This window comes from Nocardioides sp. LML1-1-1.1, from assembly GCF_040676175.1.
Taxonomy (GTDB): Bacteria; Actinomycetota; Actinomycetes; order Propionibacteriales; family Nocardioidaceae; genus Nocardioides.
The window spans coordinates 51,786-71,437 of record NZ_JBEGHK010000004.1 but is presented as its reverse complement, the minus strand read 5'-3'; the positions used below and the strand labels follow the sequence as shown (position 1 = coordinate 71,437).

The 19,652-nt window shown below is 74.0% G+C and carries 24 protein-coding genes; 20 read left to right on the top strand and 4 right to left on the bottom strand.

Going from position 1 to position 19,652, the window contains the following annotated elements:
* Positions 1-128: 128 nt before the first annotated feature.
* Genes MRBLML1_RS15455 through MRBLML1_RS15435 form a run of 5 tightly spaced genes read left to right on the top strand, consistent with a single transcriptional unit; the run spans position 129 to position 4,731 of the window.
* On the top strand, positions 129-752 hold the full coding sequence (locus tag MRBLML1_RS15455) for a M15 family metallopeptidase (protein ID WP_364517474.1): 624 nt from the start codon (positions 129-131) through the stop codon (positions 750-752).
* On the top strand, positions 749-1,897 hold the full coding sequence (alr, locus tag MRBLML1_RS15450) for an alanine racemase (RefSeq protein ID WP_364517472.1): 1,149 nt from the start codon (positions 749-751) through the stop codon (positions 1,895-1,897). Before MRBLML1_RS15455 ends, alr begins: the two co-directional genes overlap by 4 nt.
* Entirely contained in the window at positions 1,894-2,832 is a 939-nt protein-coding gene (locus MRBLML1_RS15445) for a D-alanine--D-alanine ligase family protein (protein WP_364517470.1), read from the top strand. The genes alr and MRBLML1_RS15445 overlap by 4 nt, the downstream gene beginning before the upstream one ends.
* Positions 2,833-2,887: 55 nt before the next feature.
* Positions 2,888-4,072, top strand: a complete 1,185-nt coding sequence (locus MRBLML1_RS15440; protein ID WP_364517468.1) for a sensor histidine kinase — start codon at positions 2,888-2,890, stop codon at positions 4,070-4,072.
* A complete protein-coding gene (locus MRBLML1_RS15435; RefSeq protein ID WP_364517466.1) occupies positions 4,069-4,731 on the top strand; it encodes a response regulator transcription factor in 663 nt (220 codons plus the stop codon). Before MRBLML1_RS15440 ends, MRBLML1_RS15435 begins: the two co-directional genes overlap by 4 nt.
* A 12-nt stretch (positions 4,732-4,743) precedes the next feature.
* Here the strand turns inward: MRBLML1_RS15435 and MRBLML1_RS15430 are convergent, their stop codons facing one another.
* The gene (locus tag MRBLML1_RS15430) at positions 4,744-5,823 is read right to left on the bottom strand and encodes a trans-sulfuration enzyme family protein (RefSeq protein WP_364517464.1); all 1,080 of its coding nucleotides are present in this window, start codon (positions 5,821-5,823) and stop codon (positions 4,744-4,746) included.
* A gap of 24 nt (positions 5,824-5,847) precedes the next feature.
* Between MRBLML1_RS15430 and MRBLML1_RS15425 the strand changes: the two genes are divergently transcribed.
* Entirely contained in the window at positions 5,848-6,972 is a 1,125-nt protein-coding gene (locus MRBLML1_RS15425) for a D-alanine--D-alanine ligase family protein (RefSeq protein WP_364517462.1), read from the top strand.
* A gap of 18 nt (positions 6,973-6,990) precedes the next feature.
* Here MRBLML1_RS15425 and MRBLML1_RS15420 read toward each other — a convergent pair whose 3' ends face one another.
* Both MRBLML1_RS15420 and MRBLML1_RS15415 read right to left on the bottom strand, forming a co-directional pair.
* Positions 6,991-7,467: a DUF3515 domain-containing protein gene (locus MRBLML1_RS15420; protein ID WP_364517461.1), complete on the bottom strand. Its 477-nt coding sequence runs from the start codon at positions 7,465-7,467 to the stop codon at positions 6,991-6,993.
* 2 nt (positions 7,468-7,469) lie between these two features.
* A complete protein-coding gene (locus MRBLML1_RS15415) occupies positions 7,470-7,706 on the bottom strand; it encodes an Lrp/AsnC family transcriptional regulator (protein WP_364517459.1) in 237 nt (78 codons plus the stop codon).
* Positions 7,707-7,824: 118 nt separating this feature from the next.
* Between MRBLML1_RS15415 and MRBLML1_RS15410 the strand changes: the two genes are divergently transcribed.
* The 4 genes from MRBLML1_RS15410 to MRBLML1_RS15395 are packed head-to-tail and all read left to right on the top strand — an operon-like array spanning position 7,825 to position 10,016.
* Positions 7,825-8,796, top strand: coding sequence for a thiamine-phosphate kinase (locus tag MRBLML1_RS15410; RefSeq protein ID WP_364517457.1), 972 nt, complete (start codon positions 7,825-7,827; stop codon positions 8,794-8,796).
* Positions 8,797-8,833: 37 nt separating this feature from the next.
* A complete protein-coding gene (locus tag MRBLML1_RS15405) occupies positions 8,834-9,478 on the top strand; it encodes a methyltransferase (protein WP_364517455.1) in 645 nt (214 codons plus the stop codon).
* Positions 9,475-9,684, top strand: a complete 210-nt coding sequence (locus tag MRBLML1_RS15400) for a DUF2945 domain-containing protein (RefSeq protein WP_364517453.1) — start codon at positions 9,475-9,477, stop codon at positions 9,682-9,684. Before MRBLML1_RS15405 ends, MRBLML1_RS15400 begins: the two co-directional genes overlap by 4 nt.
* Positions 9,684-10,016, top strand: coding sequence for a DUF3140 domain-containing protein (locus tag MRBLML1_RS15395; RefSeq protein ID WP_364517451.1), 333 nt, complete (start codon positions 9,684-9,686; stop codon positions 10,014-10,016). The genes MRBLML1_RS15400 and MRBLML1_RS15395 overlap by 1 nt, the downstream gene beginning before the upstream one ends.
* Positions 10,017-10,069: 53 nt before the next feature.
* On the opposite strand, the gene rpmB is transcribed toward MRBLML1_RS15395, so the two are convergent.
* Positions 10,070-10,255, bottom strand: a complete 186-nt coding sequence (rpmB, locus tag MRBLML1_RS15390; RefSeq protein WP_036546818.1) for a 50S ribosomal protein L28 — start codon at positions 10,253-10,255, stop codon at positions 10,070-10,072.
* A 133-nt stretch (positions 10,256-10,388) separates the two neighbouring features.
* Between rpmB and MRBLML1_RS15385 the strand changes: the two genes are divergently transcribed.
* The 10 genes from MRBLML1_RS15385 to MRBLML1_RS15340 all read left to right on the top strand — a co-directional run bounded on the left by MRBLML1_RS15385 (position 10,389) and on the right by MRBLML1_RS15340 (position 19,630).
* Positions 10,389-12,077, top strand: coding sequence for a DAK2 domain-containing protein (locus MRBLML1_RS15385; RefSeq protein WP_364517448.1), 1,689 nt, complete (start codon positions 10,389-10,391; stop codon positions 12,075-12,077).
* A gap of 10 nt (positions 12,078-12,087) precedes the next feature.
* The gene (locus MRBLML1_RS15380; protein WP_364517446.1) at positions 12,088-14,331 is read left to right on the top strand and encodes an ATP-dependent DNA helicase RecG; all 2,244 of its coding nucleotides are present in this window, start codon (positions 12,088-12,090) and stop codon (positions 14,329-14,331) included.
* Positions 14,328-14,915, top strand: a complete 588-nt coding sequence (gene rsmD, locus MRBLML1_RS15375; protein WP_364517444.1) for a 16S rRNA (guanine(966)-N(2))-methyltransferase RsmD — start codon at positions 14,328-14,330, stop codon at positions 14,913-14,915. Before MRBLML1_RS15380 ends, rsmD begins: the two co-directional genes overlap by 4 nt.
* Positions 14,912-15,391: a pantetheine-phosphate adenylyltransferase gene (gene coaD / locus MRBLML1_RS15370; protein WP_364517442.1), complete on the top strand. Its 480-nt coding sequence runs from the start codon at positions 14,912-14,914 to the stop codon at positions 15,389-15,391. Before rsmD ends, coaD begins: the two co-directional genes overlap by 4 nt.
* A 73-nt stretch (positions 15,392-15,464) precedes the next feature.
* Positions 15,465-16,019 (top strand): YceD family protein, encoded by a 555-nt coding sequence (locus tag MRBLML1_RS15365; protein WP_364518174.1) that lies wholly within the window; start codon positions 15,465-15,467, stop codon positions 16,017-16,019.
* A gap of 42 nt (positions 16,020-16,061) precedes the next feature.
* Positions 16,062-16,247 (top strand): 50S ribosomal protein L32, encoded by a 186-nt coding sequence (gene rpmF / locus MRBLML1_RS15360; RefSeq protein WP_038680298.1) that lies wholly within the window; start codon positions 16,062-16,064, stop codon positions 16,245-16,247.
* 32 nt (positions 16,248-16,279) lie between these two features.
* Complete coding sequence (gene rnc / locus MRBLML1_RS15355; protein WP_364518172.1) at positions 16,280-17,002, top strand: ribonuclease III; 723 nt, start codon at positions 16,280-16,282, stop codon at positions 17,000-17,002.
* Between the two features lie 7 nt (positions 17,003-17,009).
* Positions 17,010-17,879 carry a bifunctional DNA-formamidopyrimidine glycosylase/DNA-(apurinic or apyrimidinic site) lyase gene (mutM, locus tag MRBLML1_RS15350; protein ID WP_364517439.1) on the top strand — a complete coding sequence of 290 codons (870 nt, stop codon included), beginning with the start codon at positions 17,010-17,012 and terminating at the stop codon, positions 17,877-17,879.
* Between the two features lie 78 nt (positions 17,880-17,957).
* The gene (locus tag MRBLML1_RS15345; protein WP_364517437.1) at positions 17,958-18,155 is read left to right on the top strand and encodes a hypothetical protein; all 198 of its coding nucleotides are present in this window, start codon (positions 17,958-17,960) and stop codon (positions 18,153-18,155) included.
* 212 nt (positions 18,156-18,367) lie between these two features.
* On the top strand, positions 18,368-19,630 hold the full coding sequence (locus tag MRBLML1_RS15340) for an MFS transporter (protein ID WP_364517435.1): 1,263 nt from the start codon (positions 18,368-18,370) through the stop codon (positions 19,628-19,630).
* The last annotated feature ends 22 nt before the right edge of the window (positions 19,631-19,652 follow it).

Below are 19,652 nucleotides of genomic sequence, written 5' to 3'. Positions count from 1 at the left end.
GGGCCGGCCGTGCTCCGCGCTGCCGACTGGTGACGGGCCGACCGACTCGCGAGCGCGGTACCTCGGGACCGGTGGTCGGCACCTGAGGCGGACGCGGGGGAGGTCGTCGGCTTCCTAGCGTGGCGGGCATGACGATCCTGCTGTCCGACCCGGCTGTCCGCGCGGTCCCCGTCGCCGAGTGCGGCGAGCCGCTGGTGCGCCTCCCGCACGCGATCTCGCCGTCAGGTGCGCTGGTCCGGGCGGGGCTGGCCGACCGGCTGGTCGCCGCGGACCGCCTGCTCCCGCGGGGGATCCGGCTGCGGGTGGTCGAGGGTTTCCGGCCCGCCGAGCAGCAGCGGGCCATCATCGCGTCGTACGCCGCCGAGGTCGCCACGCTGCACCCCGGCATCGGGCACGCGGAGCTCGAGCGGCTGACCAGCCGGTTCGTGGCACCGCTCGACGTGGCGCCGCACGTGGCGGGTGCGGCGGTCGACCTGACCCTGGTGGACGTGTGCGGGGACGAGCTCGACCTGGGGACGCCGATCGACGCGACGCCCGAGCAGAGCGACGGCCGGTGCTGGTTCGCCGCGGCGGGGATCGGCGCGGACGCGCGGGCGCACCGCACGGTGCTCGCCCGGGCGCTGCGGGCGCAGGGGCTGGTGAACTACCCGACCGAGTGGTGGCACTGGAGCCACGGCGACCGCTACTGGGCGCTCACGACCGGCGCCCCGCACGCCCTGTACGGCCCGCTGGTCGCGGCGGTGGCGGCGTGAACGGCCTCGCGGTGCGGACCAGCGCCACGGGGGCGAGCGCTCCCCGGCTGACGATCGACCTGGCCGCGGTCGCTCGCAACACCCGCACGCTCGCCGAGGCCACGTCCGGGGAGCTGATGGCGGTCGTCAAGGCCGACGGCTTCGGCCACGGCGCGGCCGACGTCGCGCGCACCGCCCTCGCGCACGGCGCGACCCGGCTGGGGGTCACCACGCTCGCGGAGGCCGTGGCGCTGCGCGACGCCGGGCTCGTCGTACCGGTCCTGAGCTGGCTCAACCCGGTCGACGCGGACTTCGCGACCGCGGCGGAGCACGACGTCGAGGTCGCCGTGCCGAGCCTCGCCCACCTGGCCGCGGTCGCGGCCGCACCCGGCCGGCAGCGGGTCCACCTCCACCTCGACGCGGGCATGGCCCGCGACGGTGCCGACCCGGCGGACTGGCCGGCGCTGTGCCGGGCGGCCCGCCGGGCCGAGACGCGCGGCGAGGTCGAGGTCGTCGGGGTGATGGGCCACCTCGGCTGTGCCGACGACCCGGCCGACGGCTGCAACGCGGTGGGCCGGACCCGGTTCGCCTGGGCGCTCGACGCCGCGCACGCCACCGGCCTGCGGCCACGAGACCGCCACCTGGCCGCCACCGCCGCCACGCTCACCGACCCCCGCAGCCACCACACCATGAGCCGCGTGGGTGCCGGCCTGGTGGGGATCGACCCGTCCGGCACCACGGCGCTGGAGGGGGCGATGACCTTGACCGCCCCCCTGGTGCAGGTGCGACGCGCCCGACCCGGGACCGCCGTCGGCTACGGCCACGCGCACCGGACCGACCGGGCGACGTACCTCGGCCTGGTCCCGCTGGGCTACGCCGACGGCCTGCCCCGCATCGCCTCGAGCGGCGCGGAGGTGCTGGTCCGGGGGGCCCGCCGGCCCGTCGTCGGGCGGATCTCGATGGACCAGCTGGTCGTCGACCTCGGCGAGGAAGGCGCGGACGCCGGCGAGTGCGTGACCCTCTTCGGGCCGGGCGCCGCCGGCGAGCCGACCGTCGCCGAGTGGGCGACCTGGGCCGGCACCATCGCGCACGAGGTGGTCACCGGGATCGGTGCCCGCGTCCCGCGCCGGGCCCGCGCCCCGCGCCACCTGAGGAGCCTGGCGTGAGGACCAGGGTCGCCGTCATCGGGGGCGGACAGAACTGCGAGCACGACGTGTCCGTCGCCTCCGCGGCCTCCGTCGCGGCGGGGCTCGACCCGGCGGCCTACGACGTCGTCGCGCTGACCATCGGCCGGGACGGCACCTGGCGCGACCGCGGCCTGCGCCCGATCGGTCTCAGCGGCGCGGCCCAGGTGCTGCGCGGCTGCGACGTGGTGTTCCCGGTGGTGCACGGCCCGCGCGGCGAGGACGGCGCCCTGGCGGCGCTGTGCGAGCTCGCCGGCCTGCCGTACGTCGGCTCGGGGATCCGTCCCGGTGCGCTGGCGATGGACAAGTGGGCCACCAAGCTGGTCGCCGGGGCGGTCGGGATCCGCACCGCACCGGGCGTCCTGCTCACCCGGGCCACCGCGCCGCACCGGCGCTGGACCGGGCCGGTGGTGGTCAAGCCGGTGGCCGCGGGGTCGAGCCAGGGGGTGAGCCGGGTCGACCTGCCGCAGGCGTGGGAGGCGGCGCTGGAGGCGGCCTTCGCCCTCGACGACCGCGTGCTGGCGGAGGACGTCGTGCACGCCCGCGAGGTCGACGTGGCGGTGCTCCGCCGCGCCGACGGCAGCCTGCTGGTCCCGCCGGCGCTGGAGATCGTGGCGGACGGGCTGTTCGACTACGACACCAAGTACGGCGGCTCCGCGGACTTTCGGGTGCCGGCCGAGCTGCACGAGCAGGAGGCCAAGGCGCTGGAGGATGCGGCCGTGCGGGTCTTCGAGGCACTCGGCTGCGCCGGTGTCGCGCGGGTCGACTTCTTCCTCGACGACGAGGGCCCGGTGCTGAACGAGGTCAACACGATGCCCGGCATGACCGCGCACTCGCAGGCGCCGCGGATGTTCGCGGCGGCCGGCCTGGCGTACCCCGACCTGCTCGACGAGCTGGTCCGCGGCGCCCACCGGTGAGCGGGTGCGGGAGACTGGCCCCGACACCCGCCCCCATCCGCAGGAGGACCACCGCGTGAAGGACGCACGGCGCTGGCTGCCGGACGTGCTGGCCGGCGGGCTGACCCTGGCGATCGGGCTGGCGGAGGTCCGCCGGGCGTACGACGACCTGCCGCCCGCACCCGTCCTCGTGGTGCTCGGCGTCGCGGTCGCTGTCGCGCTGTCCCGCCGGATGCCGGCCGCGGCACTGGCGGTCGCCTGGCTCACCGGCGGGGTGCAGGTCGTCAACGACGTCGACCCGCTGCTCACCGAGGGCCTGCTCGCCGTGGTCGCCTTCGGGTGCGCGCGGTGGGGCCGCGTGGCCACGGTCTGGCTCAGTGGGCTCTCGATCCCGGCCGGCGCCGCCCTGGCGGTGCTCTTCCTCTCGCCGTACGCGTTCTACGACGCGCTGCTGGCCGTCGGCATCGGCTCCTTCGTCGAGGAGGCCTACCGCAGCGGTGGCTACGACTGGCGGCTCGCCGTCGGGGTGCTGGGCGTCGCGGTGCTCGCCACGCCCTGGCTGGCCGGGCTCGCGCTGCGCTTCGCCGCCCGCTCGCAGGACTCCCGTCGCTCGCAGGTCGCCGCCGAGGCCGAGCGCGACCAGGCCGAGGAGATCGCCCGGCTGCGCGAGGACCAGGCCCGCCTGGCCCGCGACGTGCACGACGTCGTCGGTCACTCGTTGGCGGTCATCCTGGCCCAGGCCGAGTCGGCGCAGTACCTGGAGGACGCCGACACCCAGGGCCTCAAGGTCACCATGGAGAACATCGCCACCTCCGCGCGCTCCTCGCTCGACGACGTGCGCCAGGTGCTCGCCTCGACCTCCGGCACCGCCGCGCCGGCCGCGCCGACCGACCTCGACAGCCTCGTCGAGGGAGTGCGGGCCAGCGGGCACGAGGTCCTCACCACCGAGATCGGTACGCCGCAGCCGATGCCGCCCGAGCTCGCGGCGGTCGCCTTCCGGGTGCTCCAGGAGATGCTCACCAACGCCCTCAAGCACGGGCGGCGCGACCAGCCCGTCTCCGTCGAGCGCCACTGGGAGGGCGACTTGCGCATCGAGGTCCGCAACACGCTGGTCGACGCCGGGCCCGGAGGCACCGGCGGTCAGGGGCTCGACGGCATGCGCCGCCGGCTGGAGGCGGTCGGCGGGCGGCTGGACGTGCGCCGTCGTACCGACCCGCCGACGTTCACCGCGACGGCCTGGGTGCCGGTGAGGGCCCGATGAGCGAGCCGATCCGGGTGCTGCTGGTCGATGACCAGGAGCTGTTCCGCGAGGGCGTGCGGGTGATCGTGGACGCCCAGGAGGGGATGAGCGTCGTCGGCACGGCCGGCGACGGTGTCGAGGCGGTGCGCCTGGTCGACGAGCTCGCCCCGGACGTGGTGCTGATGGACATCCGGATGCCGGAGATGGACGGCGTCGAGGCGACGCGGCAGATCTTCCTGCCCGAGCGGGCCGCGCGCCGCTCCACCCCGGTGCGGGTGGTGGTGCTGACGACCTTCAACCTCGACGACCGGGCCGCGACCGCCATCCGGTACGGCGCGAGCGGGTTCCTGCTCAAGGGCACCACCCCGGTGATGCTGCGCGACGCGATCCGCACCGTGCACGCTGGCAACGCCGTGCTCGCCCCGGCCGACCTCTCGACCCTGCTCGACACCCAGTTCCGGGCGCCGGTGGCGCCGCCCGCGTCGTACCGGTCGTTGACGGAGAAGGAGCGCGAGGTCTTCGCCGCCGTCGCCACGGGCCTGTCGAACGCCGAGATCGCGGTGCGGGTCTTCCTCAGCGAGTCGACGGTGAAGACCCACGTCGGGGCGATCCTGCGCAAGCTCGGCCTGCGCGACCGGGTGCAGATCGTCGTCTTCGCCCACGAGCACGGGCTGGCCTGAGCCCGCCTGCGCTCAGGCGTCGATCCGGTCCAGCGCCTGGCGCAGGTCCTCCCACAGGTCCTCGACGTCCTCGATGCCGACGGAGAGCCGGACCAGGCCCTCGGGGATGGTCTGCGGCTCCAGCTTCCAGCGCCGCCGCCGCTCGAAGGTGGACTCCACGCCGCCGAGCGAGGTCGCGTGCACCCACAGCGAGGTCGCCCGCACCAGGAAGTCGCCGGCGTCCGCGCCGCCCGCGAGCACGGGCGCCACGATCGCGCCGAAGCCGGGGTAGCGGACCTCCTCGACCGCGGGGTGCTCGGCGAGCCGACGAGCCAGCTCGACGGCGTTCGCGGACGCGCGCTCCAGCCGCACGTGCAGGGTGCGCAGGCCGCGCAGCGCGAGCCAGGTCTCGAACGGGCCGGGGGTGGAGCCGGCGAGGGCGCGGCGGGCCTTGAGGGCGTCGTAGGCCTCGTCGTTCGTCAGCACCAGGGCGCCCATCAGCACGTCGCTGTGGCCGGCGATGTACTTCGTCGCCGAGTGCAGCACGATGTCCGCCCCGAGGCTGAGCGGCTGCTGGAGCAGGGGAGTGGCGAAGGTGTTGTCGACCACGACCTGGATGCCGAGCTCGCGGGCCGCGGCGCTCAGCGTCTCGATGTCGGCGACCTCCAGGGCCGGGTTCGTCGGCGACTCCAGCCACAGGAAGGCGCAGTCCTCGTCGTCGTGCATCGCCCGGACGACGGCGTCGGTGTCGGTGATGTCCACCAGGTTGGCCCGCAGCCGGCCGCGCGCCTCGGCGTCGGCGAGCGCGGAGACGGTGCCGTTGTAGGCGTGCCGCGGCGCGATCACGCTGCTGCCCTGGCCGACCAGGTCGAGCAGCGTGGTGACCGCGGCCATCCCGGAGGCGAAGGCCAGCGCCCGGCCACCCTCCAGCGCGCCGAGGGCGTCCTCGAAGGCGGTCCACGTCGGGTTGCCGAAGCGGCCGTACTCCAGCTCGCCCGTCGCGACGTACGTCGAGGTCATCGTGATCGGCACGTTCAACGGCTGGTCCGGCTCGTGCGGGGGACGCCCGGCGGTCACGGCGACGGTTGCGGGGCGCAGCGTGGAGGGGGACATGCCCCAAAGGTAGGGTCATCGGCGATGAACGCTCCCACCGGCCGCCGTGTCCGCGTCGCCGTCGTCTTCGGCGGCCGCTCCAGTGAGCACGCCATCTCGTGCGTGACCGCGGGCAGCGTGCTGCAGGCCCTCGACCGCGACACCTACGACGTCGTACCGATCGGGATCGCGACGGACGGCCGCTGGGTGCTGGAGGCCGACGACCCGCAGCGGCACCGGATCACCGGCCCCGGCCAGCTCCCGTCGGTCGACGGCGAGCGGGCGGCGGTCGCGCTGGCGCAGACCGCCGAGGGCACCGGCCTGGTGGTCAGCGAGGCCGGCGCCCCACCGCGCGCGCTCGGCGACGTCGACGTGGTCTTCCCGCTCCTGCACGGTCCCTGGGGCGAGGACGGCACCATCCAGGGCCTCTTCGAGATGACCGACGTGCGCTACGTCGGCTCCGGCGTGCTGGCCTCCGCGCTGTGCATGGACAAGGTGTTCATGAAGATCGCGCTGCAGGCGGCCGGCCTGCCCGTCATGCCCGGCACGACGACCACCGCGCACGAGTGGGCCGAGACCCCGGTCGCGGTGCACGAGCGCTGCGAGGCCCTGGGCTACCCGCTCTTCGTGAAGCCGGCCCGCGGCGGGTCCAGCATCGGCATCGCCAAGGCGCACGGCCGCGACGAGCTCGCCGCCGCGATCGAGGGCGCGCTGGCGCACGACCCGAAGGTGCTGATCGAGGTCTCCGCCGAGGGCGCGCGCGAGATCGAGTGCGGCGTGCTGGAGTCGCTCGACGGCGGCCTGGACGTGAGCGTGCCGGCCGAGATCAAGATCACCGGCGAGCACGAGTTCTACGACTTCGAGGCGAAGTACCTTCCCGAGGAGGCGACCCAGCTCGACGTACCGGCCCACCTGGACGACGACACCACCCGGCGGATGCAGGACCTGGCCGCGGCGGCCTTCCGGGCCGCGGGCTGCGAGGGCCTCGCCCGGGTGGACTTCTTCCTCATGCCCGACGGCTCGCTGGTCATCAACGAGCTGAACACGATGCCGGGCTTCACCCCGCTGTCGATGTTCCCGCAGATGTGGGCGGCGACGGGGGTGCCCTACCCCGCGCTGGTCGACCGGCTGCTGACGCTGGCGCTCAAGCGCGACACCGGCCTGCGCTGACAGCCCCGGGCTGAGGCGCTAGTCGCAGGCCTCGACCAGGGTCAGGTGCTTCTGCACCAAGGGCGCCAGCACGGACATCGCCGCCGCGCCACCGCTGGGCCGGTACCGCGCGGGCACGACCACCTCGACGCGCGGCCGGTAGCCCGCCGCGGTGATCGTCAGGTCGGCGTCCTGGTCACGGGTCTGCTCGTCGGGGATGAAGAAGCCGACCCCGTTGGCCGTCTCGCAGGAGGCGGCCAGGGAGAACCCGTCGGGCTTCGGGACGCCGCAGCGCACCACGATCGCCGGGTCGCCGTACGCCGCCGCGGGGGCGTCGGACGGCTCGACCTCCACCCGCTGCTGCTCCGCCAGCGTGTCGGGGAGGTCGTCGGCGAAGGCCTCGCAGGCGGCGCGATCGGCTCCGGACAGGTCCGGGACGTCGACCTCGACCGGCCCGCCGCAGGCGGCGAGCAGGAGGGGCAGGGGCAGCAGCAGGACGGCTGCCGCGGAGCGCATGCTCAGATGTGGACGACCGGGCAGGTCAGGGTGCGGGTGATGCCCTCGAGGTTCTGCACCTTCGAGACGACCAGCTTGCCGAGCTCGTCGACGTTGCGGGCCTCGGCACGCACGATCACGTCGTAGGGGCCGGTGACGTCCTCGGCCAGCGTGACGCCCTTGATGTTGCCGACCTCGCGAGCGACCTCCGCGGCCTTGCCGACGTCGGTCTGGATGAGGATGTAGGCCTGAACCGTCATGGGTCACGCCCCCTTCGGTGAGATGGTCGGTCGTGGAACGGCCTCAACCTACCGCGATCCGCGCGCAGCCGATAACCGGCGGAAGCGGTCCCGGTGCCGGTCTGGTGGGATGGACCCCATGACTTCCGGGACCGACCGTGACGCGACCCTCGCCGACGTGGGGGAGTTCGGCCTGATCGGGCAGATCAGCGAGCTCGTGGCGCGCACCGCGCCGGGCGAGGAGGTGCTCGTCGGTCCCGGGGACGACGCCGCGGTGATGCGGGTGCGCAAGGGCCACGTCGTGGTCTCCACCGACCTGCTCGTCGAGGGCCGGCACTTCCGCCGGGACTGGGCCGAGGCGGTCGACGTGGGCGCCCGGGCGGCCGCGCAGAACCTCTCCGACATCAACGCCATGGGCGGGCGTGCCCAGTGGCTCACGGTGGGCCTGGCCGCGCCCGCGGACCTGCCGGCGCAGTGGGCGCTGGACTTCACCCGGGGCTTCGCCGAGGAGTGCGCCAAGGTCGGCGCCGGGCTCGTCGGCGGCGACGTCAGCCGCGCCGACCAGGTGGTCGTCGCGGTCACCGCGATCGGCGCCTGCACGGTGTCCCCGGTCCTCCGCTCCGGGGCCGCCCCGGGGGACGTGCTCGCGCTGTGCGGGCGCCAGGGCTGGTCCGCGGGCGGGCTCGCCGTGCTGGGCCGGGGCTTCCGGTCCCCGCGTGTGCTGGTCGAGGCCTACCGCCGCCCCGCCCCGCCGTACGACGCCGGGCAGGTCGCCGCCGAGGCCGGCGCCACGGCGATGATCGACATCTCCGACGGCCTGCTGGCCGAGGCCCGGCACCTCGCGGACGACTCCGGGGTGAGCATCGACGTCGCCACCGACGCCTTCGAGGTGCCCGAGCCGCTGCTCGCCGTGAGCCAGGCGACCGGCGCCGACCCGCTGGAGTTCATCCTGAGCGGCGGCGAGGACCACGCCCTGCTGGCGACCTTCCCGTCGGGCACCGCACTGCCCGAGGGCTGGACCCGGATCGGGACCGTGGGGGAGCGCGGCGGGGAGGCGGTCACCGTCGACGGGGCGTCGTACGACGGCCCGACCGGGTGGTCGCACTTCTGACCCGCATCGGCGGCCCCACGGTGGGTATCGCCGAGCCATGGACCACACCTCCTTGGACCTCGCCCCGCGGTCCATGACCTTCGGCCCCCTCTCCATCGCCTACGACGACCGCGTGCTCACCCCACGCCCCTGGACCGTGCTGCAGTCGGAGTGGGCGCGCGAGCTGCTCGAGACCGCCCCGCCGGGGCCCGTGCTCGAGCTGTGCAGCGGCGCCGGCCACATCGGGCTGCTGGCGGTGCACGACACCGACCGCGCCCTGGTCTGCGTGGACGTGGACCCGATCGCCTGCGGGTACGCCGAGGCGAACGCCCGCGCTGCGGGCCGGGCCGGCCTGGTCGACGTCCGCAACGTGGCCATGGGCGAGCTGGCCGCCGGCGAGCTGTTCCCGGTGGTCGTGGCGGACCCGCCGTGGGTGCTCAGCGACCAGGTGGGCTGCTTCCCGGCCGACCCGGTCCGCGCGATCGACGGCGGCGCCGACGGCCTGGCCCTGGCCCGCGAGTGCGTGGCCACGATCGACCGGCACCTGGACCCGCGCGGTGCGGCCCTGCTCCAGCTCGGCTCGCTCGACCAGGCCCGGAGCCTGCGCGGTGAGCTGCCGGACTCGTTGCGGATGAGCGACATCCGCGCCGAGGCCGGGTGCGGCCTGGTGCTCCTGCTCCAGCGGCCGGAGGGTCTGTCGTGAGCGACTTCCGCAAGGGCGACCGGGTGAGCTGGCACAGCCACGGCAGCACCGCGCACGGTGAGGTGCTGCGCAAGATCACCGAGGACACCCACCTCGCGGGCCGCGACGTGCGCGCGAGCGAGGAGGAGCCGCAGTACCTGGTCCGCAGCGAGAAGTCCGGTGGCGAGGCCGTGCACAGGCCCTCGGCGCTGCGGAGGCTGTCCTGATGGTGGCCGAGGAGGTCGACGAGGTCTGGGAGGACTGGCGCGAGGCGGTCAACATGGCTCCCGGCGAGATCGAGGACTTCCTGGAGACCGAGGAGTCGCGCTCGGTGGGCGACGAGTCCGGCGGGGAGTCCACGGGCCACCGCTCGGGACGCCGGATCGTGACGATCCTGCGCACCAAGAAGGCCGACCTGGACGCCGACGACGCCGCGCACATGCGCAAGGTGGTCGGCTACGTGCACCGCCACCTCGCCCAGCGTCCCCGGGGCGACGTGACCGACACCGCCTGGCGCTACTCGCTCATGAACTGGGGCCACGACCCCGCGAAGGGCTGAAAACGCACCGACCCGCCGCGCGGACGCGGCGGGTCGGTGGAGAAGACGTCAGGTCAGCGGGTGACCTTGCCGGCCTTGATGCAGCCGGTGCAGACGTTGAGGCGCTTCGGCGTGCCGTTGACGACGGCGCGCACGCGCTGGATGTTGGGGTCGAAGCGGCGCTTGGTGATCTTGCGCGACCACGGCCGGTTGTTGCCGAAGATCGGCTTCTTGTCGCAGATGTCGCACACGGCGGCCATGGGTAACTCCTGAGATTGCGGTCAGACTGAAGTCGGTCGGCCCGCGCGCGGACGGCGCTTCGGGCAACCGGAAGAGAATAGCCGAGGAACGGCGTGCGGCTGAAATCGAGGACGGCCCACTAGGGTGACCCCGATGGACGAGGGGACGACGGCTGACGGCGCCGCGGGCGGCATCGCGCTCGACACGGTGGCCCGCTTCGTCGACATCGCCGTCGACGCGCTCGCCGAGGCGCGCGAGGAGATCGACGCGCTCAACGTCTACCCCGTGCCCGACGGCGACACCGGCACGAACATGTACCTCACCGTCGTCGCCGCCCGCGACGCGATCCGTGCCGCACAGGCCGACGGTGCCGACCGGGCCGCGATCCTCACCGCGCTGGCGCGCGGCGCCCTGCTCGGCGCGCGCGGCAACTCCGGCGTGATCCTCAGCGAGATGCTCGGCGCGACGGTACGACGCTTCGCCACCGCGTCGCGCGAGGAGACCAACGCCGCGGTGGTCGCCGACGCGCTGCGGCAGGCCTCCCTGGCGGCGTACGCCGCCGTGGGGGAGCCGGTCGAGGGCACCATGCTCACCGTGCTCCGGGCGGCGGCCGACGCCGCCGCCGAGCGGGCCGGCAAGGAACGGGCCCGCAGCAGCGACGTGCTCGCCGAGGCGGCCGCGGCCGCTCGTGAGGCGCTGGGCCACACCCCCGAGCAGCTCGAGGTGCTGGCCCAGGCCGGCGTCGTCGACGCCGGGGGGCGCGGCGTCTCGGTGATCCTCGACGCGGCCGAGACCGTGCTGACCGGCCGGCGGCCGATCCCGGTCACCGCGCCGCTGGGCCGCCACGTGATCCCGGTGCCGGTGCTGGCCCCCGGGGGAGCGGGCGAGGACCTCGACGAGGACGGGCCGGCCTACGAGGTGATGTACCTCCTCGACGCCCCCGACGACGTCGCCCCCGCGCTGCGCGAGCGGCTCGGGGAGATCGGCGACTCCGTCGTGGTCGTCGGCGGCGAGGGCCTGTGGAACGTGCACGTGCACACCGACGACGTCGGCGCCGCGATCGAGGCGGGGCTGGAGGACGGGCGCCCGCACCGGATCCGGGTGACCCACTTCGCCGAGCAGATCGCCCGCCAGGCCGCACAGGCGGAGACGCCCGTGCTGCCGACCCTGGACGGGCGCCGGGTGGTGGCGGTGGCGGCGGGCGCGGGCCTGGCCGACCTCTTCGAGGAGGCCGGGGCGGTCGTCGTACGTGGGGGACCGGGCCGGCGCCCCTCGACCGGCGAGCTGCTGGAGGCCATCACCGGGTGCGGTGCGCGCGAGGTCGTGGTGCTGCCGAACGACGAGCCGACGGTGCGCGCCTCGCTGGCCGCGGCGAGCACCGCCGAGGCCGACCACGGCGGACGCGGGCTGCGGGTGGCGGTCATCCCGACCCACGCGCAGGTGCAGGGCCTCGCGGCGCTGGCCGTGCACGAGCCGGGGCGGGCCTTCGACCAGGACGTCACCGAGATGACCGCGACCGCGCGCCACGTGCGCCACGGCGCCGTCACGATCGCCGCCAAGCAGGCCATGACGATGGCCGGGCCCTGCGAGCCGGGCGACGCGCTGGGCGTCATCGCGGGCGACTTCGCCGTCGTCGGCGACGAGCTGGGCGCGGTCGCCCTCGTCGTGCTCGACCGGCTGCTTGCGGCCGGCGGCGAGCTGGTGACCCTCGTCAGCGGCGTGGAGGCCGGTGACCTGGCTGCCCGCGCCACGGCGTGGGTCGAGGAGTTCCACCCCCATGTCGACGTCGTGGTGTACGACGGTGGTCAGGAGCGCTACCCGCTCCTGATGTCCGTCGAATGAGAGAACACCCGTGGCGATCACCCTCGACTCCCCGCTGACCGCGGTCCTCGGCGCGACCACGCCGGCGAAGCGCAAGAAGTTCGAGGACGGCCTGGGCCTGCGCACGGTCGGCGACCTGCTGCACCACTTCCCGCGCCGCTACCTGGAGACCGGCTCGCTCACCCGGGTCGACGACCTGAAGCCGGGCCAGATGCTGTGCGTGGTGGGGGAGATCTCGGCCTGCAACACCCACAGCTACCGCGACCGGCGCACCGGCCGGCCGGCGTACCGGGTCGAGGCGATGCTGCGCACCGGCGGGCCCGCGCTCAAGCTGACCTTCTTCGCCAAGAACCAGGGCACCGCCGGCTGGCACGCGCGCCGGGTCGCGGTCGGCAACCGCGGGGTCTTCCTCGGCAAGGCCGACCGCTTCCGTGACCAGTGGCAGCTGGCCAACCCGCAGCTGACGATCTTCGGGATGGGCGACGGCGCCGAGGGCGAGGAGCTGGCCGAGGACGTCGTCGAGATCGGCAACCTCTACCCGATCTACCCGCTCACCAAGGGCGTGGAGTCGTGGGACGTCGCCCGCGCGGTGAAGTTCGCGCGCTCGGTGGTCGAGGGCATCGAGGAGGTGCTGCCCGAGGAGGTCCGCACGTCGTACGACGTGGTGGGGATCGAGGACGCCTACGAGTTCGTGCACCGGCCCGAGGACCAGGAGCAGGTCCACAAGGCGCACCGCCGCTTCCGCTTCGAGGAGGCGCTGGTCACCCAGCTCGTGCTCGGCCGTCGCCGGCGGGTCGTCCGGGCGACCGGTGCCACCGCGCGCGACGGCGGTGACGGCGCCCTGGTCGCGGCCTTCGACGAGCGGCTGCCCTTCGAGCTCACCGCCGGCCAGGCCGCGGTCGGCAAGGAGGTCGACCACGACCTCGCGCAGCCGCACCCGATGAACCGGCTGCTCCAGGGCGAGGTCGGCTCCGGGAAGACCCTCGTCGCGCTGCGGGCGATGCTGCGCGTCGTCGACTCCGGTGGCCAGGCCGCGCTGCTCGCGCCGACCGAGGTGCTGGCCCAGCAGCACTACCGCTCGATCGTGGCGATGCTCGGCGAGCTGGCCGAGGGCGGCACCATCTTCGGCTCCGGCGTCGGCACCCGGGTCGAGCTGCTCACCGGCTCGATGACCAAGACCCAGCGCACCGAGCCGCTCTCGCGGATCGCCAGCGGCGAGGCCGGCATCGTGATCGGCACCCACGCGCTGCTGCAGGACAAGGTGTTCTTCGCCGACCTCGGCCTCGTCGTCGTCGACGAGCAGCACCGCTTCGGCGTGGAGCAGCGCGCCGCGCTCACCGGCAAGTCGGCCAGCCCGCCGCACCTGCTCGTGATGACCGCGACCCCGATCCCGCGCACCGTCGCGATGACCGTCTTCGGCGACCTGGAGACCTCCACGCTCACCGAGCTGCCCGCCGGCCGCGCGCCGATCCAGAGCAACGTCGTCCCGCTCGCCGAGCAGCCCGCCTGGATCGGCCGGGTCTGGGAGCGGGTGCGCGAGGAGGTCGCCCAGGGCCACCAGGCCTACGTCGTGTGCCCCCGCATCGACGGCGACGAGCCCGAGGCGGGCCAGGTCGACGTGGTCGACGTCCCGGACGAGGACGCGCCGCAGGAGGCGCCCCGCCCGCCCGCCGCGGCCGTCGAGGAGCTGCTGCCCGTGCTTCGCGAGCAGCTGCCCGGGCTGCGCGTCGAACGCCTGCACGGCCGCCTGCCCGCGGACGAGAAGGACGCCACCATGCGTGCCTTCGCCGCCGGCGAGATCGACGTGCTGGTCTCCACCACCGTGATCGAGGTCGGTGTCGACGTCCACAACGCCACCGCGATGGTCATCCTCGACGCCGACCGCTTCGGCATCTCCCAGCTCCACCAGCTGCGCGGCCGGGTCGGCCGGGGCGGCCTGCCCGGGCTCTGCCTGCTCGTCAGCCATGCCCCGGCGCTCACCCCGGCGCGTGAGCGGCTGGACGCGGTGGCCTCCACCACCGACGGCTTCCTGCTCAGCCGGATCGACCTGGAGCAGCGCCGCGAGGGCGACGTGCTCGGCGCCTCCCAGGCCGGGCGCCGCTCCAGCCTGGAGAACCTCCGCGTGCTGCGCGACGAGGACACCATCGTGGCCGCCCGCGGGGCGGCCGAGGGCCTGCTGGACGTGGACGAGGACCTCGCCCAGGCGCCCGGGCTCGCCGCCGCCGTGCTGGACCTGGAGCGCACCACCCAGGCCGACTTCGTGGACAAGTCGTGACCCGGATCATCGGCGGCCGGGCCGGCGGCCTGCGCCTGCAGACACCCGCCGGCGACCGGACCCGGCCCACCAGCGACCGGGTCCGCGAGGCGCTCTTCTCCGCGCTGGAGGCGTGGGCCGGCTCGTTGCACGACCTCCGCTTCCTCGACCTGTACGCCGGGTCCGGGGCGATCGGGCTCGAGGCGTGGTCCCGCGGTGCGGGCGCCGTGACCCTGGTGGAGTCCGACCGTCGCACGGCCGACCTGGTCCGTGCGAACGCCCGCAGCGTCGGCTGCGACGTCGCCGAGGTGCTCGCCCGCTCGGTGGCGACCGCGTTGGCCGGGCCGCCGACGGCGCCCTTCGACGTGGTGTTCAGCGACCCGCCGTACCCGCTCTCGGAGGAGGACCTCGCCGCCGACCTCGCGATCCTGGTCGAGCACGGCTGGCTGGCCGGCGGCGCGCTGGTGGTCGTCGAGCGCTCGCGCCGCAGCCCGGAGCCCACCTGGCCGGCGGGCCTGGACCCGCTGCCGGGCAAGCGCCGCCTCAAGAAGTACGGCGAGACCCACCTGTGGCTCGCCGAGGCGCCCGATAGCCTCGACCCATGACCCGAGCGGTGTGTCCCGGCTCCTTCGACCCGCCCACCCTGGGCCACGTCGACATCATCCGGCGTGCGGCGTCGCTCTTCGACGAGCTCGTGGTCGCGACCGGCACGAACATCTCCAAGTCGCGCCTGTTCGACCCCGAGGAGCGCCTGGACATGCTGCGCGAGGCGACCGCCGACCTGCCGAACGTCACCGTGATGGGCTTCACCGGCCTGATCGTGGACTTCTGCCGCGAGATCGACGCCCAGGCGATCGTCAAGGGCCTGCGCGGCGGCAACGACTACGAGTACGAGCTCCCGATGGCCCAGATGAACGCCCACCTCACCGGCGTGGAGACGGTCTTCGTGCCGACCACGGCGAGCCTGGGCTACGTCTCCTCCAGCCTCGTCAAGGAGGTCGCCTCGCTCGGCGGCGACGTCTCCGCGCTGGTCCCGCCCGCGGTGCAGGCGAGGCTCACCGCGCGCCTGGCGGAGCGATGAGTGATTTGGTCACGTCCCACCCGTCCCACTACAGTTGCTCCGATGTGTTGTGCCCGGACCTGGAAGTGATCATCTGAACGGCCTGGACCCGAGAGCGCCGCTCGTGCTCGATACTCGCGAGCTCGGCCGCCGCCCGGGGTCCCAGCGTGAGGTGACGCGGACAGTGCCGGCCCCAGCAGATCTGGGCATCGAAGTCCTCTCCGTCCCCGAGGGCGCGCCGGTCGAGCTCGACCTGCGCCTGGAGGCGGTCATGGAAGGCGTGCTCGTCACCGGTACGGCGAAGGCCGTGCTGGAGGGTGAGTGCGCACGGTGCCTGGAGGAGATCAGCGAGGACATCGCCGTGACCTTCCAGGAGCTGTTCGTCTACGACGACATCCGGGACTCCGCGGAAGCGGAGGAGGACGACGAGGTCAGCATGCTGCAGGACGACCTGGTCGACCTGGAGCCCCTGCTGCGGGACGCGGTGGTGCTCGCACTGCCGTTCCAGCCCTTGTGCCAGGACGACTGTCCCGGGTTGTGCACCGAGTGCGGTGCACGACTGGCGGACGAGCCGGACCACACGCACGAGGCGCCGATCGACCCGCGCTGGGCCGCCCTGACCGAGCTCACGCAAGACCCCACGGACTGAAGAGGCGCTCGCCCCGAGCGCACCCGAACCAAGGAGAAGACAGTGGCTGTTCCGAAGCGGAAGATGTCGCGCAGCAACACGCGTCACCGTCGCTCGCAGTGGAAGGCTGTCGCCCCGTCGCTGGTGACCTGCGCCAACCCGGCCTGCGGCGCCAAGCACCTCCCGCACCGCGCCTGCGGCACCTGCGGCCAGTACGGCGCGCGCGCCGAGCGCCGCCAGGTCCTCTGACCCGGACCCACCCCGGCTGACAGGGCGCTGGCATCACCGTCTACGACGAGCTGCGGCGAGCGCTCGGGGATCCCACGCTGGACCCCGAGCTGCTCGACCGCGCCCTGACGCACCGCTCCTACGCCTACGAGAACGGTGGTCTTCCGACCAACGAACGGCTGGAGTTCCTGGGTGACTCGGTCCTCGGCGTCGTCGTCACCGAGACGCTCTACCTGAAGCACCCCGACCTCTCCGAGGGCCGGCTCGCCAAGCTGCGCGCCGCCGTCGTCAACGCCCGTGCGCTCGCGGTCGTGGCCCGCGAGATCGGCCTCGGCACCCACATCAAGCTGGGGCGCGGCGAGGAGGCCACCGGCGGCCGGGAGAAGGCCTCGATCCTCTCCGACACGGTCGAAGCCGTGATCGGGGCGGTCCACCTCAGCGGCGGCATCGAGGTCTCCGCGCAGGTCGTCCACCTGCTCTTCGACCCGCTCATCGAGGCCGCCTCCGCGATGGGCGCGGGCCTGGACTGGAAGACCTCGCTGCAGGAGCTCGCGGCCGACCAGTCCCTGGGCGTGCCGGAGTACGTCATCGAGGACGACGGCCCGGACCACATGAAGACCTTCACCGCGCAGGTGCGGGTCGGCGACAAGCTCTACGGCAACGGCCACGGCCGCTCCAAGAAGGAGGCCGAGCAGGGCGCCGCCGAGACGGCGTACGGCGAGATCGCCGGCGCCCTCGGCCTCGACCACCACGGCCGCCCGCTCGCGGGCAGCTGACCCCGGGGTGCCCGAGCTCCCCGAGGTCGAGGTCGTCCGCGCCGGCCTCGAGCGCCACGTCACCGGCTCCACGATCGCCCTGGTCGAGGTCCTCCACGACCGTCCCGTACGACGCCACCCCGGTGGCGCCTCCGGCTTCGCCGCCGCCCTGACCGGTCGCCGGATCGAGGGCGCCCGTCGCCGCGGCAAGTACCTCTGGCTCCCGCTCGACAACGGCGACGCGATCCTGGGCCACCTCGGGATGAGCGGCCAGCTGCTCGTCCAGCCCGTCGACACACCCGCCGAGCGGCACCTGCGGGTCCGCTTCGCGCTGGCCGGCACCGAGCCCGGCCGCCGCGACCTGCGCTTCGTGGACCAGCGGATGTTCGGCGGGCTCTCGGTGTCCGAGGGCGGCGCCGAGCTGCCGCCGGAGATCGTCCACATCGCCCGCGACCCGCTCGACCCCGAGTTCGACGACGACGCCTTCGTCGCCCGGCTGCGCAAGCGGACCTCCGGGGTGAAGCGGCTGCTGCTCGACCAGACGCTGGTCTCCGGCGTCGGCAACATCTACGCCGACGAGGCGCTGTGGCGCACCGGCCTGCACGGCGAGCGGCCCGGTGACCGGCTGACCCGCGCGCAGGCCGTCGCGCTGCTCGGCAACGCCCGCACGGTGATGGGGGAGGCGCTCGCCCAGGGCGGCACGTCCTTCGACGCGCTGTACGTCAACGTCAACGGCGAGTCCGGCTACTTCGACCGCTCGCTGCACGCCTACGGGCGCGAGAACGAGCCCTGCGACCGGTGCGGCACGCCGATCCGCCGGGTGGCGTTCATGAACCGCTCGTCGTACTTCTGCCCGCGCTGCCAGCCGGTGCCCCGACGGCGGTCCGCGCGCGTTTGACCAGGCGCCCCCGAGGTGGGACTCTTGGAGACGGCCCCTGCCGGGGCCACGACCTCACGAACCGGAAGGCTCAACTTCATGGCCAAGGCGCTGATCGGTCACCTGAACAGCGACCTCCGCGACCCCCGTCTCGCCGTCGACAACGCTCGTCTGCGCAACCGGGTCGCCGAGCTGGAGTCCCTCGTCCTCCGTCTCTCGGAGGAGAACGACAAGCTGATGTCGGCGCGTGCGGCCGAGATCCTGACCGGCGACGCTGCGGAGATGCAGCCCGCCTGAGTCACCCGGGTCAGCAGACTCCTCAGGTGTGACCTACGGACCACCTCGCCGTTGCGGCGACGGTGGTCCGTCCCGTTCTCCACGAGGCTGACGTCCCGCCTGTGCCGGGAGCGGCCCGTCCCACCCACCGCGGAGGACCACCTCGATCTCGGCGACCGACACCGCAAATCCGTTTGCCGGAGGACCGCTCGGCCGCATAGCGTCCTGTCCTTGTGAGCCGGGTCGTCGAAGCAGTCGCTCCGGCCCGCCTCGGCCGGGACTTCCGGGTGCTCATGGCGTCGACCTGGGTGAGCAACCTCGGCGACGGGATCGCCCTCGCCGCCGGCCCGCTGCTCGTCGCCTCGCAGACCCGCTCTCCGGCGCTGGTGTCGATGGCGCTGCTGCTCGTGGGGCTGCCCTGGCTGCTGTTCGGCCTGTTCGCGGGCGCGGTCGCGGACCGGGTGGACCGGCAGCGGATGGTGCTGGTCGCCAACTCCCTGCGGATCGTCGTCCTGCTCGTCCTGGTCACCACCATCGTGACCGGCGTGGTGAGCATCGCGGTGGTGCTGGGCGCCATGTTCCTGCTCGGTACGGCGGAGGTGTTCGCCGACACGGCCTACCGCACCTTCTTGCCCATGCTCGTCGAGAAGCGCGACCTCGGCATCGCCAACGCCCGCCTCCAGGCCGGGTTCATCACGCTCAACCAGTTCGCCGGGGCGCCGATCGGCGCCGGGCTGTTCGCGGTCGGGATGGCCGTGCCCTTCGGCGTCCAGGTCGGGTGCGGGCTGCTCGCCGTGGTCCTGGTGTCGCGGATGGCGCTGCCGCCCGGCCCGGTGCGCGGCGAGGTGGACACCCACGTGCTGCGCGACATCGCCGACGGGGTGCGCTGGCTGATGGGCCACCCGCCGGTGCGCACGCTCGCACTGGTCATCGTCACCTTCAACGTCACCTGGGCGGCGTCCTGGTCGATCCTGGTGCTCTGGTCGCTCGACGTGCTGCACATGGGACCGGTCGGCTACGGCCTGCTCACCACCGCCTCGGCGGCCGGCGGACTGGTCGCGACGTTCCTGTACGGACGCCTGGAGCGCCAGGTCCCGCTCGCCACCCTGATGCGCACCTGCCTGGGGCTGGAGGTGGTCATGCACCTCGGCTTCGCGGTCACCACCACGGCGTGGATCGCGGTGCTCATCATGTTCGGCTTCGGGCTCTACGCCTTCGTGTGGGGCACGCTCTCGCAGGCGATCCGGCAGCGGGCGGTGCCACTGGAGTTCCAGGGCCGGGTGGGCTCGGTCTACAGCGTCGCGATCTACGGCGGCATCGTGGTCGGCAGCGCGCTCGGCGGGGTGATCGCCGAGCACGGCGGCATCACCGCGCCGTTCTGGTTCGCCTTCGCCGGCTCGGGCCTCACCCTGCTCCTGGTGTGGCGCCAGCTCGGCCACATCGCGCACGCGGACGACGACACACGGGTGCAGGCGCCGGAGCCGCACGCGGGGTAGCCTGGGCACCGCCGAGCTTCCC